General features: G+C 40.3%; 16 protein-coding genes. 13 read left to right on the plus strand and 3 right to left on the minus strand.

Annotation, left to right across the window (positions count from 1 at the left end; genetic code table 11):
* Positions 1-116: 116 nt before the first annotated feature.
* The 3 genes from BUA96_RS05725 to BUA96_RS05735 all read left to right on the plus strand — a co-directional run bounded on the left by BUA96_RS05725 (position 117) and on the right by BUA96_RS05735 (position 5,704).
* Positions 117-1,688: a tetratricopeptide repeat protein gene (locus tag BUA96_RS05725; protein WP_072981226.1), complete on the plus strand. Its 1,572-nt coding sequence runs from the start codon at positions 117-119 to the stop codon at positions 1,686-1,688.
* Positions 1,689-1,851: 163 nt separating this feature from the next.
* A complete protein-coding gene (locus tag BUA96_RS05730) occupies positions 1,852-4,680 on the plus strand; it encodes a TonB-dependent receptor (RefSeq protein ID WP_175546495.1) in 2,829 nt (942 codons plus the stop codon).
* A 1-nt stretch (position 4,681) separates the two neighbouring features.
* Positions 4,682-5,704: a phytase gene (locus BUA96_RS05735; RefSeq protein ID WP_072981228.1), complete on the plus strand. Its 1,023-nt coding sequence runs from the start codon at positions 4,682-4,684 to the stop codon at positions 5,702-5,704.
* Between the two features lie 74 nt (positions 5,705-5,778).
* Here the strand turns inward: BUA96_RS05735 and BUA96_RS05740 are convergent, their stop codons facing one another.
* Positions 5,779-6,117, minus strand: a complete 339-nt coding sequence (locus BUA96_RS05740) for a TM2 domain-containing protein (RefSeq protein WP_072981230.1) — start codon at positions 6,115-6,117, stop codon at positions 5,779-5,781.
* Between the two features lie 41 nt (positions 6,118-6,158).
* On the opposite strand from BUA96_RS05740, the gene BUA96_RS05745 reads away from it, so the two are divergent.
* Complete coding sequence (locus tag BUA96_RS05745; protein WP_233430612.1) at positions 6,159-7,040, plus strand: hypothetical protein; 882 nt, start codon at positions 6,159-6,161, stop codon at positions 7,038-7,040.
* Positions 7,041-7,104: 64 nt separating this feature from the next.
* Here BUA96_RS05745 and ahcY read toward each other — a convergent pair whose 3' ends face one another.
* Positions 7,105-8,421 (minus strand): adenosylhomocysteinase, encoded by a 1,317-nt coding sequence (gene ahcY / locus BUA96_RS05750; protein WP_009778569.1) that lies wholly within the window; start codon positions 8,419-8,421, stop codon positions 7,105-7,107.
* A gap of 57 nt (positions 8,422-8,478) precedes the next feature.
* On the opposite strand from ahcY, the gene BUA96_RS05755 reads away from it, so the two are divergent.
* The 9 genes from BUA96_RS05755 to BUA96_RS05795 all read left to right on the plus strand — a co-directional run bounded on the left by BUA96_RS05755 (position 8,479) and on the right by BUA96_RS05795 (position 15,448).
* Entirely contained in the window at positions 8,479-9,111 is a 633-nt protein-coding gene (locus BUA96_RS05755) for a 4'-phosphopantetheinyl transferase family protein (protein WP_072981232.1), read from the plus strand.
* A complete protein-coding gene (locus BUA96_RS05760; protein ID WP_072981234.1) occupies positions 9,108-9,833 on the plus strand; it encodes a phosphoglycerol geranylgeranyltransferase in 726 nt (241 codons plus the stop codon). Before BUA96_RS05755 ends, BUA96_RS05760 begins: the two co-directional genes overlap by 4 nt.
* Before the next feature lies 1 nt (position 9,834).
* A complete protein-coding gene (gene pnuC / locus BUA96_RS05765; RefSeq protein ID WP_072981236.1) occupies positions 9,835-10,467 on the plus strand; it encodes a nicotinamide riboside transporter PnuC in 633 nt (210 codons plus the stop codon).
* Positions 10,428-10,988 carry an AAA family ATPase gene (locus tag BUA96_RS05770; RefSeq protein ID WP_072981238.1) on the plus strand — a complete coding sequence of 187 codons (561 nt, stop codon included), beginning with the start codon at positions 10,428-10,430 and terminating at the stop codon, positions 10,986-10,988. The genes pnuC and BUA96_RS05770 overlap by 40 nt, the downstream gene beginning before the upstream one ends.
* A complete protein-coding gene (locus tag BUA96_RS05775) occupies positions 10,985-12,532 on the plus strand; it encodes a DUF4301 family protein (protein WP_072981240.1) in 1,548 nt (515 codons plus the stop codon). Before BUA96_RS05770 ends, BUA96_RS05775 begins: the two co-directional genes overlap by 4 nt.
* Positions 12,529-12,930 (plus strand): alternative ribosome rescue aminoacyl-tRNA hydrolase ArfB, encoded by a 402-nt coding sequence (gene arfB, locus BUA96_RS05780; RefSeq protein WP_072981242.1) that lies wholly within the window; start codon positions 12,529-12,531, stop codon positions 12,928-12,930. The genes BUA96_RS05775 and arfB overlap by 4 nt, the downstream gene beginning before the upstream one ends.
* Positions 12,931-13,177: 247 nt before the next feature.
* Positions 13,178-13,507, plus strand: a complete 330-nt coding sequence (locus tag BUA96_RS05785) for a hypothetical protein (protein ID WP_072981244.1) — start codon at positions 13,178-13,180, stop codon at positions 13,505-13,507.
* Between the two features lie 71 nt (positions 13,508-13,578).
* Positions 13,579-13,902 carry a hypothetical protein gene (locus tag BUA96_RS05790; protein ID WP_072981246.1) on the plus strand — a complete coding sequence of 108 codons (324 nt, stop codon included), beginning with the start codon at positions 13,579-13,581 and terminating at the stop codon, positions 13,900-13,902.
* Between the two features lie 175 nt (positions 13,903-14,077).
* A complete protein-coding gene (locus BUA96_RS05795) occupies positions 14,078-15,448 on the plus strand; it encodes a sigma-54-dependent transcriptional regulator (RefSeq protein WP_072981248.1) in 1,371 nt (456 codons plus the stop codon).
* Here the strand turns inward: BUA96_RS05795 and BUA96_RS05800 are convergent.
* The gene (locus tag BUA96_RS05800; protein WP_072981250.1) at positions 15,443-17,860 is read right to left on the minus strand and encodes a hybrid sensor histidine kinase/response regulator; all 2,418 of its coding nucleotides are present in this window, start codon (positions 17,858-17,860) and stop codon (positions 15,443-15,445) included. The genes BUA96_RS05795 and BUA96_RS05800 overlap by 6 nt on opposite strands.
* Positions 17,861-18,084: the final 224 nt, after the last annotated feature.

Raw genomic sequence — 18,084 nt, forward strand, 5'->3', positions numbered from 1 at the left:
GATCTAAAAAGCCTCATTATCGTTAAGATAATGAGGCTTTTTTTATGCCTTGATTTAAACTTAATCTAATAATGCGGTAACATTAGACCATTATATTGCTTGATTAAGCAGAAGCAATGTTGAGGTATTTATTTTTTATTCTTTTTTCTTGCGTAGCCGGCAGTATTCAGGCGCAGCAAATAGAAGAGCGTTTTCAGGTTTTTGAAGATTCTGTTTTTTATGCATACAAAAACGAACTGGACTCTGCCAAAAATAGCCAAGATGCAGCGCAATTGAGTCTTGCGCATTTCAATTTAGCCCGGTTTTATAAGCAAAGTCAGATCTACACAGAAGCGGTCACACATTATAACGCAGCGCTTGAAAATACGCAGCAAAGCAGTCAGACTACCGCAACAATACAGAACGAACTCGCTGAACTATACATAGCGCTCAATAACTATTCAAAGGCGATAGAGTTTTTAAACAGTAGCTTGGGCTATTCAGAAGCACAGCAGTTTTTACAACTTCAGGCGAAGAGTTATCAACTGCTTGGTACCTGCTGGGAAAAACAGGAGCAACCTCAAAAAGCCCTTGAATTTCAGCAAAAAAGTCTGCAAATCTATCAAGATCTAGTTGATGTCACGGGTGAAGCTATTGTTCTTGAAAACATCGGTAGCATTTATGAGGACCTGAAGGATTACGATAAAGCCTATACCTATTTTGAAAAAGCCTTCAGTTATTTTAAAAATACCGAAGACGAAAGGCAAGTTAACGCATTAAACAATCTGGCCGATGTCTACCGAAAAAAAGGAAACTATGCGCAAGCCATTGTTAAGACCACAGAAGCCCTGGAGCTTGCTGAAATGTTTCAAAATGCGCATCAGATTGAAAGCGCCTATAAAGATTTGGCAAAAGCTTTTGCTTTAGCACAAGATTTTAAGCAGGCGCATCACTATGCCTTAGCCTATCAAGATCTGGTAGAACAGCAGTTTTACTCTCAAAACTTTAATCAGCTTAACGCATTGCAAACGGTGTATGACACCAAAGAAAAACAAGCAAAGATCGATTTGCTTCAGGCGAAAAACAAAACGGCACAAATCAAGTTTATAGCGCTTATACTGACCATTTTTGTGCTAGTTGCTACTGCCGGATTGCTTTTTTACATACAGAAAAGAAAGCGACAAGCGCGGTTAGCTGTTGAGTTGTACAAACAACGAGCGCTAGAAGCCGAGTTGGAAACAAAAGCCGCTCAGGAGCAAAACCTACAAAACCAAATTCAGCTTAAAACGGCCACGCTTTCCAAATACAGTTTGAGTCTGGCTCAAAAGAACAAGCTGCTTGAAGAAGTCTCAGGAACTTTACAAAAACTGAGCACACGTAAACGAATGGATATTCCTGCGAAACTCCATGAACTTTCTAACGATCTGAATACGCATTTGCAAGAGGAGAATGAATGGGAACAGTTTATGGGGCTGTTTAATGAGATTCATCCTGATTTTACTCGAAAGCTCAATCAGGCAGCACTACAAAAATTATCGGCTACAGAACTTCGCTTGTGTTTGTTACTTCGTCTTGATCTTTCGTCTAAAGAGATCGCTTCGGTATTGCGCATAACTCCAGACAGTGTTCGGGTGGCGCGTTACCGTCTGCGTAAAAAATTACCGCTAGAACGAGAAGATGAACTCGTGAATTTTATGCTAAAGTTATAGAAACACCTCGAGTTTTTCTTCAAGGTTACGCGTGTGTAAAGTTTAGGTAATTGTTGCCTTGTTGTAGCCTCTAAATTCTGGATTCTTTACAATTTGTTAGACTTTAATTTAGCCCGTGTTTAAAGGGCTCAGGTAAATTTGGTGCAAACAAAACATCAAAAAAATGAAAATAATTACTAGTCTAAAGTTGCTTGTTGTAACGCTGCTTTTTACCTTAAATTATTCCGGATTATCTGCTCAGGAAGGCATTATTCAGGGAGTAATTACAGATGAATATGGTATCAATGTTCCGGGTGCCGCGGTGATGATTGATGACCTTAATAAAGGAGCTGTTTCTAACCAAGATGGGAAATTTACCTTTGTTGAAATTCCTGAAGGCAATCACACACTTACCATAAAATATTTAGGTTTTGCAGATTTTACCAAAGAGGTGATGGTTACTGCGGGCAAAACCACTTCGGTTTCTATTTTATTAGCTTCCGAAGAAACCCAGCTAGACGATGTGCAACTTGTGGGATTTAGTGCCGGCGGTCAGGCCAGAGCATTAAATACGCAGAAGAACAATGTAAACATCACCAATGTGGTTTCTACAGATCAAATTGGGAAATTCCCTGATGCTAATATTGGTGACGCGACAAAACGTATTCCGGGGATCACGATGCAAGTTGATCAAGGGGAAGCGCGTAATATAATCGTGCGTGGTCTTGCGCCACAATTAAACTCGGTAACCTTAAACGGTAGCCGTATTCCTTCGGCAGAAGGAGATAATCGTAACGTGCAGATGGACCTTATTCCTTCTGATATGATCCAGACCATTGAAGTGAATAAAGCGGTAACTCCAGATATGGATGCAGACGCTTTAGGTGGGTCTGTAAACTTGGTTACGCGTTCTACGCCGCAGAGTTTTAGACTTTCGGCAACAGGTGGTTCAGGAATCAATTTTATTACAGATAAACGCATTTTAAGCGGATCGTTCTTAGTAGGTGACCGCTCTAAAGACAAAAAGTTTGGGTGGATGGTTTCAGCATCGATCAATGATAATGACTTTGGTAGTGACAACGTAGAAGCAGAATGGACAGATACGTTTGCTTATACGAATGCCGCGGGTGAAGAGGTTGAAGAAGATGTGAATCCGTATGCGAGCGTTTATGAAAACCGCAAGTACTTGGTGCAGCGTGTGAGACGTAGTTTTTCGGCCAATTTTGATTATAATTTTGACGAAAACAACGAGATCTACTTAAAAACCATGTATAACTGGCGCGATGACCGCGAGAATCGTTTTGCGTATTCTAGCGAAGTTTTAGATGCCGAAGACATTATGGAAGGAGATTTTGAGATCGTAAACGGCACACCTTCTCGTTTTCCGGTAGAAGCAAAACGCGAGACTAAAGGAGGTATTCCCGGTGGAAGAATTCAAAACAGACGTCTTGAAGATCAGCGTATGCAAAACTACAGTTTAGGCGGAAATCACCTTTTTGGAAACCTGAAGTTCACCTGGATGGGTTCTTTCGCAAAAGCTTCAGAAGAGCGCCCTAACGAGCGTTACCTAGTGTATGCTACCGAATATGGTGTCAATAACGAAATCAACGATACGCGTAAGCCTATTCATACGCCTGTTGCTGCTGAAGATTTAAGCGAATTTGAATTAGACGAGCTTACTGAAGAATACCAGTTTACTGAAGAAAAAGACATCAACTTCTTTGCAAATTTTGAGCTTCCAGCAGATTTCTTTGCTCAAGGTGATGGTACTGTGAAATTTGGTGTACGAGGCCGTTTTAAAAACAAAAATAGAGCTAATAACTTCTTTGAGTATTCACCGCTTACCGGTGCGTTAGATAATTTGGCAATGGTAGATCAGCGTGCGTATACGGGTGATGATTTCTTAGCAGGTGCAAAATACAGACCGGGCGTTTTTGCTTCACCAGAATTTTTAGGAAGTCTTAATCTCAACGATGCTGCTGCTTTTGAAGGTGAAGCGCTTCCTGATGAGTATCTTGGAGACAACTTTGATGTGACCGAAAATGTATACGCCGGTTATGTAATGACCAATCAGAAACTTTCAGATAAATTGAGTGTACTTGTAGGTCTTCGGGTTGAAAATACACGAATAGAAAGTACGGGTAACAACTTTGATGTTGACGAGCCGGAAGCGTTTACGCAGATCAACGACGAGAGTTCGTATACTAACGTGTTGCCTGGGGTACATTTCAAATACAATGCTTCAGAAAATACAGTATTGCGCTTTGCCTGGACCAATACGTTAGCTAGACCTAATTACATCGATCTTGTGCCTTACAGACAGCGAGAAGATGATGAGGTTTCCATAGGTAACCCACAGTTGAATCCTACCACAGCGATGAACTTTGATTTTATGGCTGAGAAGTATTTTAGTTCTGTGGGGATTCTTTCAGGAGGGGTATTTTATAAAGACTTAAACGACTTTATCTACACCAGCGTTTCAGAAGAAGAAAGTACCGGTTATGAATTGTACCAACCGCTTAACGGAGATAAAGCACGTATTTTTGGTGCAGAAGTCGCGTTTCAGCGTCAGTTGGATTTCCTTCCAGGTTTCCTAAAGAATTTTGGCATCTATGTTAATTATACCTACTTAAACTCTGAAGCAAAAGGTATCGCTAATGAAGACGGTGATATGCGTGGTGATCTTGATCTCCCTGGTTCTTCGCCTAATATGTTTAACGCGTCACTCTCGTATGCAGACAAGTGGTTTAGCGCGCGTCTTTCAGGAAATTACTCTGATGCGTACATAGACGAATTAGGAGGTAACGCTTTTGAAGATCGTTTTTATGACGAGCAGTTTTTCTTAGACTTTAATGCAACTGTTTTCTTGTCAAGAAACCTTCAGGTTTATGCTAACTTGAACAACATTACCAATCAACCCTTACGTTATTACCAAGGTGTTAAAAACCGTACCATGCAAATGGAATACTACAGCACGCGTTTAACTTTTGGTGTAAAATATGATTTATTCTAGAATGAAAAATTTAAAGTATATCGCCGGTATAGGCGCGGCAGTGGTTTTATTTTCCTGCGGAAGCAAAAAGTCGCAATTGCCGGAAATTAAACCTGATATTATTACCGAACACGTAAAGTATGATACCGATGATCCTGCGATATGGATCAATCCGGAAGATGCATCGCAGAGTATCGTTTTTGGTACCGATAAGGATACAGATGGCGGAATTTTTGCCTTTGATCTCGAAGGAAAGATTATTCCTGAGAAATCAATTCCCAATATTCAGCGCCCTAATAATGTGGATTTGCGTTACGGTTTTCCGGTAACCGATTCAACGCAAACCGATATCATCGCGTTCACCGAAAGAGAGCGTAAAATGTTGCGTATTTATTCAGTGCCTGATATGAAGCCTTTAGATGGTGGTGGTTTTCCGGTGTTTGCTGATGACGCTAATGAAGCGTTTCAGTATCCTATGGGTGTGAGCTTGTATAAATCGGCTGTTGACGGAGCATTCTATGCGATTGTTGGCCGTAAAACGGGACCAACCGAGAATTACTTGTATCAGTACAAAATCACAACGCAAGCCGATAGTTTGGTAGGTTTTGATTTGGTACGCAAGTTTGGGAACTTCAGTGGTAAAAAAGAGATCGAGGCCATTGCTGTTGATGATGCTATGGGGTTTGTGTATTATTCTGATGAAGGAGATAGCGTAAAGAAATATTATGCAGAACCTGCTAAAGGAAATGAGCAACTTGCTGCTTTTGGGCAAGAAGATTTCTTAGAAGATATTGAAGGGATCGCGATCGCAGCATACGAGGACGGCAGCGGAATGATCATTGTTTCAGATCAGCAATACGGTCAGTTCAATATTTATGATCGTAAAACCAATGAGCTGATTAGAGCTGTAAATCTGACCACAACAGAGACCGATGGTTGTGAGGTGGTGACCGTACCTTTAAATGACACGTTCAAAAACGGTTTGTTTGTCGCAATGAATGACGACGGAACCTTTTATTATTACGATTTGGGTAAGCTGAAATAGAAGATACCCCAAATCATAATGAATAAAAAAACCCGCCACAGAGGCGGGTTTTTGTGTTTTAAAAATAATAAGGATTACAATCCTGGGTACGTGCCGGTAATGATCTCGATACCATCAATAACCCAACCTACGATAAAGAATCCGGCGGTTAAGATAAAGACGATGTTCCATAAAATCGGACTACCTAAATACCATCTGTGTGCAGCAAAGGCTCCTAAAAATAACCAAAGCAAGATCGCTACGGTTTGACGGTCTGCCGCTACCGCAGCAGGAGAAATAAGTTCGCTTGAAGCTTCATCAGCAGCGTTAACTTCGGTGGTTGCTTTTGCAACACGCTCTACAGGAAAGCCGGCAAAAGTTGTTGTTGAAATCATTAGCAGAAGTGCCAGTGAAAAGATAATTTTGAAATTCATAAGATCTAAGGTTAATTAAACTACCTAAAAAGTACGCTATTTTGAGAAACCCTTCCTTTCGATTATTCTTGTTTTTGATATGTTTAACTTTTGGCAGCAGTTTAAAAGCGCAAGAATATGAGTTCTTTGGCGTCATCAAATTGAACGATACTTCGTTCATCAGTTATAAGGTTTTGTTTGACCGTGTCAACGATTCTATACAAGGCTATTCTCTTACCGATTTTGCCGGAAAACACGAAACTAAATCCAATATTAAAGGCTATTATAATGAAGCCGAAAATCTGCTAAGCTTTGAAGAGTATGACATTGTATATACCAAATCGCCTGTCGTACAAAAGGATTTTTGCTTTGTAAATTTTGAAGGAAAGGTGCGCAATTTAGATCGTGTGAAAGCCTTCAGTGGGGATTTTAAAGGACTATATGCAGACGGTACTTCTTGCCTCGACGGAATGATCATTGTAAACTCTGGTCAGGAGGTAAAAAAGCGTGTTGAGAAAATCGACAAAGTGGTGCAGCGCTCCCGTAAATTTTCAGATTCTATTAAGAAAAATATCAAGGTGGTGAAGGTGCTTGACACCCTCACGCGTAACATCATCGCAAAAAATGAAAACCTGAATATCTTCACTCGTGATCAAAAAATAAAACTAGCGATCTACGATGCCGGAAAGGAAGATGGCGATGTGATCAATTTGTTTGTAGACGATAAACCGGTTTTAGAAAACTATACCGTGCTGCATGAGATTAAACACTTAGAATTTGATCTAAAAAATGCAGAAACTAAAATTAGAGTAGAAGCAGTAAGTGAAGGAACTTCTTCTCCAAATACTGTGCGATTAGAAGTAGAAGACAGTCGCAATTTTGTGCGTACCATCACCAACTTAAAAGAAGGAGAACACGCGCAAATGACGCTTGTAAAAAAATAACCCCCGCAAATACTGCGAGGGTTAGTATACCTTAAATCTAATCTCTGAGATTTTAAGTCTTTAATTAGTATCTGTAATACTCCGGCTTGTAAGGTCCTTCAACCGTTACACCAATGTATTCAGCTTGCTCTTCGTTAAGTTGCGTTAACTCAACGCCTATTTTTTCTAAGTGTAACGCAGCAACTTTCTCATCAAGATGCTTTGGTAGCATATACACTTTATTCTCGTAGTTGTCGCTGTTTTTCCAAAGTTCGATCTGTGCCAAAGTTTGGTTAGTAAACGAGTTACTCATCACAAAACTTGGGTGACCAGTTGCGCAACCAAGGTTTACTAGACGACCTTCAGCAAGAAGGATAATATCTTTTCCGTCGATGGTATATTTATCAACCTGAGGTTTGATCTCATCTTTAGTATCGCCGTAGTTTTCATTTAACCAAGCAACCTGGATCTCATTGTCAAAGTGGCCAATGTTACACACGATGGTTTTATCCTTCATCGCTTTAAAATGCTCAGCACGTACGATATCTTTATTTCCGGTAGTGGTGATCACAATATCAGCTTTGTCAAGAACCGTTTCTAAACGTTTTACTTCAAAACCGTCCATCGCCGCTTGTAGCGCACAAATAGGATCAATTTCGGTAACAGTTACAATAGAGCCAGCGCCTCTAAAAGAAGCTGCGGTACCTTTACCAACATCACCATAACCGCAAACCACAACGCGTTTTCCGGCAAGCATAACATCAGTAGCACGACGTATCGCATCTACTGCGCTCTCACGACAACCAAATTTATTGTCAAACTTAGACTTGGTTACACTGTCATTCACGTTGATTGCAGGCATAGGCAACGTGCCTTTGTTCATACGCTCATATAAACGGTGAACTCCGGTAGTGGTTTCTTCAGAAAGACCTTTAATTGCAGCAGCAAGTTCTGGGTATTCATCAAGAACCATATTGGTTAAATCTCCACCGTCATCAAGAATCATATTTAACGGCTCGCGCTCTTCTCCAAAGAATAGCGTCTGCTCGATACACCAATTAAACTCTTCCTCGTTCATCCCTTTCCAGGCATAAACGGGGATTCCTGCAGCAGCAATAGCAGCGGCAGCGTGATCTTGGGTAGAGAAAATATTACAAGAACTCCAAGTAACATCAGCACCAAGCGCCACTAGCGTTTCGATTAAAACAGCGGTTTGAATGGTCATATGCAAACAACCCGCAATACGAGCGCCTTTTAAAGGTTGTTCTGCACCATATTCTTCACGCAAAGCCATAAGGCCAGGCATTTCAGCTTCGGCAAGTTCTATTTCTTTTCTTCCCCAAGCTGCCAAAGAAATATCTCTGACTTTATAAGGAACGTACTGCACGGTTTTCGTTGACATAATCTTATATTTACAATTCTTATTTTTTGCAAAAATACGTAATATCTACTAGTTAACGTGCCACTTTTCAAAACTATAACGCCCAATCCTAGCACTCAGGTTTACATCTGGAAGGTGGAAGAATCTGTTGAGGCCTTGTCTGAAAATGTGAACCTTACACCGCATTGTCAAGCGCGTTTTGAGAGTATGAAATCGCAACTGCACCAACGTGGATTTTTAAGTATACGACACTTGTTGCACGTTGCGGGTTACACCGATCAGGACCTGTATTACACCGAAAATGGAAAGCCGCATCTTAAAGACGGTAAATACATTTCGATAACGCATTCTTACAACTTTACCGCGATTATCGTGAGTGAAACCGTTGAGGTTGGTATTGATATCGAAATGCAGCGCGATAAGATCTTGCGCATCGCTTCCCGTTTTACACCGCTTAAAGAATATCGTACTTTGGCCAACGACGATGCAGTGATTAGAAAACTTACGATCGTTTGGGGCGCAAAAGAAGCATTGTATAAAATTTATGGAGTGAAAGGCTTGAGTTTTCTTCAGCACATCAACGTTACCGATTTTGATTTTGAGGATTATAAAACTGATGCCGTAATTAATTACCACGGAAAGCACAGCAAATACGCTATTGATTTCTTGGAATTTGAAGGCTTTACATGTGTTTATGCTCAGGCATTATGATCGAAAAATTAGCGCATAGCGGAACCAGTATTTATTCAGCGCTTTTAAAATCGATTGAAGCCGAAAAACCGCTTTTTGCTATACTTTTTGATCCCGAAGAGCTTTCTGAAACGCTTTTGACGCAGCAGCTTTCAAAGCTACCCGTATTCACCACACACATTCTCGTTGGTGGAAGCACTGCTACGCAAGCACAAACACAGGTCGCAGTTAATTTGATCAAACAAAAAACATCCTTACCGGTGCTTTTGTTTCCCGGAGATTACCGGCAAATAACCGCAGAGGCAGATGGGATTTTGTTTTTAAGTCTTTTATCAGGGGAAAATCCGGAGTATTTGATTCGGCAGCAAATTCAATCTGTGGGAAAATTGCGTGCTTCAGCCTTAGAGATCATACCTACCGGATATATTTTAATCGATGGCGGAAAGCAAACTACTGTGGAACGTGTGAGTCAAACGCAGGCGATTCCGCAAGAGATGGTGCAACGTATTGTAGATACGGCGCTGGCGGGAGAATATTCAGGTAAAAAACTCATTTACCTCGAGGCCGGAAGCGGCGCGTTGAATCCTGTTTCCGTAGAAATCATTCAAGCCGTAAAAGACGCGATTTCTATTCCGCTAATCGTAGGTGGTGGCATACGAAGTCAATCAAAACTTGAAGCTATTTATGCTGCAGGAGCAGATCTCGTTGTGGTAGGGACGGCTTTTGAAAAAGGTGATTTTTAGTATGAATGCAGTGTTTGATTTTTTCTTTGGGCAATATGCAGAGTATGAGACTTCATCGATAATCCTTGAGATTATCGCTGTGATTTTTGGATTGCTTTCTGTGTGGTATTCTAAACAGAATAATATTCTCGTTTATCCAACCGGAATGATCAGCACTTCGATTTTTGTGTACTTATTACTTAAATGGGGACTGCTGGGAGATATGATGATCAACGTGTACTATTTCTCCATGAGTGTTTACGGTTGGTATGTCTGGACGCGCAAAGTAGATGCAACGCACGTGACACCCATTGCGAGAGCTACAATGAAAGATCATCTTTGGTCTGGGATCATCTTTGTGGCTACCGTTCTATTTGTTTTTGCGGTTTACACCTATTTTGAAAAATGGACGAGCTGGACCGCTTATGTAGACACGCTGACCACAGCCATATTTTTTGTTGGAATGTGGCTCATGGCAAAACGTAAAATCGAAAACTGGATCTACTGGATCGTGGGAGACATAATCTCAGTACCGCTGTATTTTTACAAAGGTTTCACATTTACCAGTTTTCAATATCTTATTTTTACTGTGCTTGCTATTTATGGCTTAATCGCGTGGAAAAAATACCTCAACAACACTCCGGAAACTGCATAAAAATTGTACTCTTTGGTCCCGAAAGTACCGGGAAAACGACCTTGTCTAAGGCTTTAGCTAAGCAATATGAAGCTGCTTGGGTGCCAGAATTTGCCCGGGAATATCTTCAGCAAAAATGGGATCAAGAGCAAAAGATCTGCGAACCTAAAGATATCTTGCCTATTGCAATTGGCCAGATGAAGCTGGAGAATGCAGCTGCAAATTCCCGGAAAAAATTAGTATTTTGTGACACAGACCTTTTAGAAACCAAGGTATATAGTGAGGCCTATTATGACGGATGGTGCGACGAGCAAGTAGTGGCAGCTGCTTTAGAAAACGAGTACGATCTGTATGTCCTGACCTATATTGATACCCCTTGGCAAGCAGATGATCTACGGGATCGTCCTGAGCAGCGTGAAGAAATGTTTGCTCTTTTTGAAAATGCCTTGATCAAAAATAACCGCCCCTATATTTTAGTAAAAGGCTCAATTGAAGAACGCATAAAACGAATAACTAACCACCTAAATTCTATTTTAAATTGAATTTTACCGACCAAGAAATCAACGAAATCAAAGATCACGGTTTGACTATAGAACAAGTCAAATCACAAATTGATCTATTTACTAATGGGGTTCCTAATGTTAAACTGGTTGCTCCGGCGACAGTGGCAGACGGGATTTTTAAACTCACGGAAGAGGAAGAGCTCAAATATCTGGATTTTTATGAGAGCCATAAAAAAGAGCTTGATCTATTGAAGTTTACTCCGGCTTCGGGAGCTGCGAGCCGTATGTTTAAAAAGATCTATCAGTTTTTAGAGGATTATGATGCTTCCAAAGATACCATTGACGAGTATCTGGAGCGTACGGGCGATAAGCATATGAAAAACTTCTTTGCGGGCTATAAAAAGTTCCCGTTTTATAATCATATTATCGATGGTCTTGACGAGGAAACCAAAAAAGATGAGAACGCTACTAAATATGCGTTTATCAAAACGATGATGGCTGAAGATGGAGAGAACTACGGCAATCTGCCTAAAGGTTTGATTCCTTTTCATTACTACGGCTCGTATATGGCAACAGCTTTTGAAGAGCATTTACACGAAGCAGCGGCCTATGCGGCAAAAAATGGCCAAGCCGATTTGCACTTCACAGTTTCACCAGAGCATAAAGACGCATTTAAAAAGGAATTCGATAAAATTCACGCTTCGGTAAGTAATACGACCAATGTGAGTTTTGATGTAGATTATTCCTTTCAAAAACCGGAAACTGATACTGTGGCGGTTACGATGGATAACAAATTATACCGAAAAGGCGATGGTTCATTACTCTTTAGACCAGGTGGCCACGGTGCACTTATCGAAAATCTGAATGATGTTGATGCAGATGTGGTTTTCATTAAAAATATTGACAATGTATTAGTGCAGGATAATATTCAAGCGTTGTCTAGAACTAAGCGTTTTTTAGCAGGGTTACTACTGAAAAAACAAGAAAGTATATTTAAGTACGCCGAACTTTTAGACAAAGATTCTATTGCTGAAGGTGAGCTGGAAGAGCTGGTAACGTTCTTACAAGAAGATTTCAGTACGCGTATTGATGAGGCCTATGCATCTTTTTCTACCGAAGAAAAGAAAAGCTATTTAAAAGAACTTTTAGATCGTCCTATTCGCGTATGCGGAATGGTTAAAAACGAAGGCGAGCCTGGTGGTGGTCCGTTTTGGGTTGAAGATGAAAGCGGTAAAGTGGCTTTACAAATTATTGAAAGCGCTCAGGTAAATGACAAAGACGCAAAGCAGGAGGAGATCTTTAAGAACTCTACGCATTTTAATCCGGTGGATATTGTTGCCGGAGTGCGTAATTATAAAGGTGAAAAATACAACTTACTTGATTATGTAAATCCTGATCTTGCTTTTATTGCCTACAAAACCGACGGTGGTAACGAGATCAAAGCTTTAGAGCTTCCGGGATTATGGAATGGTGCAATGGCACGCTGGAACACGCTGTTTGTTGAAGTGCCGTTGGAAACCTTCAATCCGGTTAAAACAGTAAATGATTTACTAAAACCTTCGCATCAGGCACAAGCGGAATGAATAAAGAAGCGCTCTTAAAAGAATGTGATTTTAAAGCTGTGCGTAGTAGCGGCCCCGGAGGGCAACACGTAAATAAAACATCTACAAAAGTTATATTGCATTGGAGTCTTAAGGACTCCAATGTTTTTTCTGAAGAAGAAAAAGAGCGTTTATTTAAGCGGTTAAAGTCTAAACTTACGAGTGATGATCAATTGGTTTTGTCTTATGATCAGAGTCGCAGTCAACATAAAAATAAAGATGAGGTTTTCAAAAATCTTGTCAGGCTTTTAGAAAACGGACTCCTAAAACCAAAGCGTCGCAAAAAAACAAAACCAACTCTGGCATCCAAAAAACGCAGACTGGATTCTAAAAAGCGAAATGCTGAGAAAAAAGCCAATCGCAAGCCGCCTTCTTTCTGAGGGATTCAAAATATTTTAAGTGATTTTCTAAAAAGTGTGGATTATATCCACACTTTTTTTGTGGAAATATCTCTTTTCTACAAAAATGGGTAAGGTCTCATTTTTGATCAAAATGCACATTTACAAGGTTTTAGTTCGTTTGGTCAGGGCTTTTTTGATGATGGTATGATTTTGCTACTTATCTAATCGAGCTTTTGATGATAAAGGCTTTTTAAAAACAGATTAAAAACAACAAAACATATTGATTATGAAAAATTTAGTGATGACCGTAGCAGCAGCTGCAACAATGCTTTTCGCTACTCAGAATATAAAAGCACAAGAAACTACCGAAGATGTAGCAATGATGCAAACTGAAGTTGAAGCACCCGTACAAGACGGATTTGAGAAAATTGAAGCTTCAGCTCTACCAGAAATGGTAACCAATGCTGTAGCAACAGATAAAGCAGGAGCAACTGTAGCAGAAGCCTACTATAACGAAGAACTAATGGTTTACAAGTTAGTGTTAGAAGCTGAAGGTGCTGAGCCAGAAACAGCATACATTAACGAGGAAGGTAAATGGGTGAAAATCCAGAAATAAAAAGAGATTAGATAATCTCGAAAACCAAAATGGATAAGAACGCACAACACGTGCATTAAAATATTTGAATTATGAAAAATTTAGTGATGACCGTAGCAGCCGCAGCAACCATGTTGTTTGCAGCAGAAAATGTAACTGCACAAGAAACACAAGATGTTGCAGTAACTACAACAGAATTACAAGCACCAGTAGAAGGATATACTAAAATTGAAGTAGCAGATCTACCGGTGACCGTAACTGATGCGGTAGCAGAAGATAAAGAAGGGGCCAAAGTAACAGAAGCTTGGGTTGATGCTGAAAACAAGACTTTTAAGTTAACCTTAGAAGCTGAAGAGGCAGAACCAGAAACTGCATACATCAATGCAGCAGGTGAATGGATTGAGCCAAAAGAGTAGGTTAGGTTTCCCTAATTTGAATTTTTAATTGTAGAGTGGTTAAAAATTCAAAATTAAGCCCCGACGCGAGTCGGGGCTTTTTTATGCGTTTTGGTCAAAAAGTGTTAACTTTTTTTATGATTTTTAACTGTAGCGCAGTACAGGGTATTTGTACTTTTAATCAAAACTTTTCGATTTGTCAAAAATCTTATTCATTGAAGACGACGTAGCATTTTGCAAAATGCTAGAGACCTTTTTATCAAAAAAAGGATATGAACTCTCCAGCGCTTTTGCAGCTGCTGAAGCCTATAAAATTCTTGCGAAAGATACTGTTGATCTCGTGATTACAGATGTGCGTTTACCTGATGATGATGGTCTAAGTATTCTTAAGCACATTAAGGAAGATCACGGTAACATCCCTGTAATTCTAATGACAGGATATGCTGAAGTAAACAAGGCGGTCGAAGCGATGAAAGAAGGAGCCTTTGATTACATCTCAAAGCCGGTACGCCCAGACGAACTCCTAAAAATCGTGGATAAGGCTTTGCAAACGGAAACGGTGTCAAAGCCTGAAATTCCTAAAAGCAAACCGGAAGTCTCTTCAACAACAACGCCAAATGAACCCCTGCAGCCTACCTCCGGATTTATAAAGGGCGTGAGTGATGCTTCGGCAAAACTCAATCAATATATAGATTTGGTTGCGCCTACAAATATGTCTATTCTTATTACCGGAGATAGCGGCACAGGAAAAGAGTATGTAGCCAAAAGCATTCACGATAAAAGCAAGCGCAATGGCGAACCGTTTATTGCGGTGGATTGCGGCGCAATTCCTAAAGAGATCGCCGGAAGTGAATTTTTTGGACACGTGAAAGGTTCGTTTACAGGAGCCGTTAACGATAAAGTAGGGCATTTTGAAGCCGCAAACGGCGGCACGCTTTTTTTAGATGAAATAGGTAATCTTTCGTATGAATTACAAGTGCAATTACTGCGCGCCTTGCAAGAGCGAAAAATCAAACCTGTAGGAAGCAATAAAGAAATAGCAGTTGATATTCGTGTGGTTGCTGCGACTAATGAGGACCTTGAAGAAGCAGTAAAAGAAGGGGAATTTAGGGAAGATCTTTATCATCGTCTCAACGAATTTTCAATTGAAGTTCCGCGGTTAAGTGAACGTCAGGAAGATTTGATGCTTTTCATAAACCTGTTTTTAGATCAGGCCAATAAAGAACTTGAGAAAGATGTAGAAGGTTTTAGTCCCGATGCTGTTGAATCTTTGATTCAGTACGCGTGGCCGGGTAATTTAAGGGAGTTGAAGAATATTGTAAAACGTATGGTTCTTTTGGCTCCTTCGTCACTTATTCCTAAAGAATTGCTGCCTCGCGAAATCCGCATGGCTAAGGTCGAAGATAAGAAGGACGATTATGCGTTATTTAATGCAAAAAATGAGCAGGAACGCATTTTAGATGCTTTGGAAAAAACCGGCGGAAATAAAAGCAAAGCTGCTAGACTGCTTGATATTGATCGAAAAACTCTTTACAATAAACTCAAGCAATACGACATTAAACTATAGATCTTGATCTTCTTTTAATTGCTTTAAAAGTAATTCAGTTTGCTCAATGGCTTGTTGCACTAGATCTTGAATAGCGATCGCCGATCTGTCTTCCAAATCTGGTTTTTCTAAAATTACCAGAGGCTGTACGACATCATCAGCTTCTAGTTGCCGCATCATTGGCAGCATTTTATGTGCAACCTGATTAAGTTGTTCTGGATCTTCACGATGCTCTTTCAACTGACTTAAACTTTCTGCAGTACTTTCGGCAAAAACGATAAGAATGTTTTTTAGAGATGCATCATCGTCAGCAGTAAAGGCTTTAAGCTGTTTCAGATCATATAACCTGCCCGACGTTGTTGCAGTTGTTGCTGTTGAAGGAATATTTTGCTTTTCTTCAATTTGCGCCGTGCTTAAACCTTTTAAGATTGCGATCAGCGCAGCAGGTTTATAGGGTTTTCTGAGATTTGCAGCGAAGCCAAAATGTTTATAATCGGCTTGTTTTAGGGTCTCGTTTCCGCTTAAAGCAATCACCGGAATGTCTTGAGATCGGCTATTTGCTTTTAAGGCTTTAATAAATTCAATACCATTCATTACCGGCATTTGAATGTCAGAAAGAATGAGGTCATATTCATTTTTTTCAATCTGTTGAAGCGCTTCTTTTCCGTTAGAAGCCGTGTCTATTTTTAAATTGAAGGGAGCCAGTGTAGCTTTGGTAAGTTGCTGCTGCACGGGTTCGTCATCTACGATCAAAATTCGTCGCAGTGCGTCAAATTTAACTTCAGAAAGATCTTCTTCAAAATCGGCAGGTTCTTGTTGTTCGGTTTGCTCTACGGGAACGATCAAAGTAAACGTACTCCCTTTCCCCGGAATACTTTTCAGCTGAAGTTTACCGTTGAGTAATTCGGTTAATTTTTGCGAAATCGATAGTCCGAGACCAAAACCACCATACTTGCGCTGCGTGGTTTCTTCAGCCTGAGAAAACTCTTTAAAGATCAGCTGTTGTTTCTCTTTAGGAATCCCGCAACCGGTATCGATCACTTTAAACCTCAGGTTTTTTCCGTTTTTATGAAGTGCAATGGTGATGCTTCCTTCTTCGGTGAATTTATAAGCATTGGTGATGAGGTTAGCTAGAATTTGCTTGATCCTAAAAGGGTCGCTTAAAAAAATCGCGTCCAGTTCATCAGGAATTTCGGTACGAATCTCAACACCTTGTTTTAAAGGTTGCGGGAGACTCACTACGATGACATCCTCGATTAACTTTTTAGGGTTAAACGGGATTTTTTCAATGCTGATTTTTCCGGCTTCCAGCTTAGCAAAATCCAGCAGATCATTGACCAGTTTTAGAATATAATCGCCAGACTTCTGCACGGTATCCAGATAGCGCATTTGTTTAGCATCTACAGCGGTTTTTTTCAGCAGATCTGTAAAGCCCAGAACGGTATTGAGCGGTGAGCGCATATCGTGGGTTATGGTCGCCATCAACTGTTCTCTACTTTTCAAAAGCGACTGTGCTGTGGCATTACTTTGCTCTAGATTTTTGCTGTATTGCTGACTGCGAGAAGCGTCTTTAAAAATCATAATTACAAACCCAATGGCCAGCACAACACTAATGATCCCAATGATCTTGAGCGTTTTTGTGATCTCTTGAATTCTGCTGTTCAAAAATGCCTCACGCTGTCTTGCGCTAAAACTTCCTTCGCGCTCAAGGGTGCTTAAGAGATTGCGTATTTTTAGGTTGATGTTTCGGTCGTTAGCCAGTAGAGTGTTTTCGCGGTTGATGATATCGATCTCAAGCTCCTTCTTGCGCGCTTCAATATTTGAAAGCGTTTTGCGCACGGTTTCAGCCATAGATTTCAGACCTTGATCTTCATCCCGGGTATCCTTACGGATGTACTCATTAAAATCAACGATCACGCTTTTGATATACGGGTCCACCGAATCTAACCGCGGATCATTAGCATAATCTTCAAAATAGATATCCTCTTTAACGAGTTCGTCAAGCGCTTCATCATAGTAGTTGCGGGAGTATTGCTCGTCCCGCAGGCGCACCATTGCTCTAATGTTACTAGTCTTGTTAGAAAGTAACATTTTTATGCTGTCTAACTGCTCATTTTGCTCTTTAGTGTCTGTTATGCGCTGTAGCGAATCCAGTTCAATTTTTATACTATCTACCAGCACCTGATATTCTTTAAATTGGCGCTGAGAACCGGTAGCCATAGCGGTTCTGCCTATAGTCTCTGCCTCATACAGATAACTGAGCGCATTGCTGGTAAAGGTGAGTTTTTGATTTGTTGCTTGTTCTTTTTTAGGAGGATAAATAAAGGTTTTTATCTGCGGGTAGATAAAATAAATAGCAACTACAACCAGCAGACCAATCATGATATAGCCGGTAAGGACCTTGAGGGTAATTGATCGCTTGGTGTTTTTCATAGAATTTTAAAATTAATATTCGCTTTTACAAAAGCCCTTAATTTTTTTATAAAAGCATAAATATTGTATTACATTTGCGCCCTAAATCTCAAAGGGGTGCTTAAACTTCTGTATTTATGCAGAAAGCGAGCTGAGATCATACCCAATGAACCTGGGCAGATAATGCTGCCAAGGGAATCGCTTAAAAAGGCGGGTGACGACCTGCGTGTTTTTAAGCAACATTG

This window comes from Leeuwenhoekiella palythoae (assembly GCF_900130045.1).
Classification (GTDB): Bacteria; Bacteroidota; Bacteroidia; order Flavobacteriales; family Flavobacteriaceae; genus Leeuwenhoekiella; species Leeuwenhoekiella palythoae.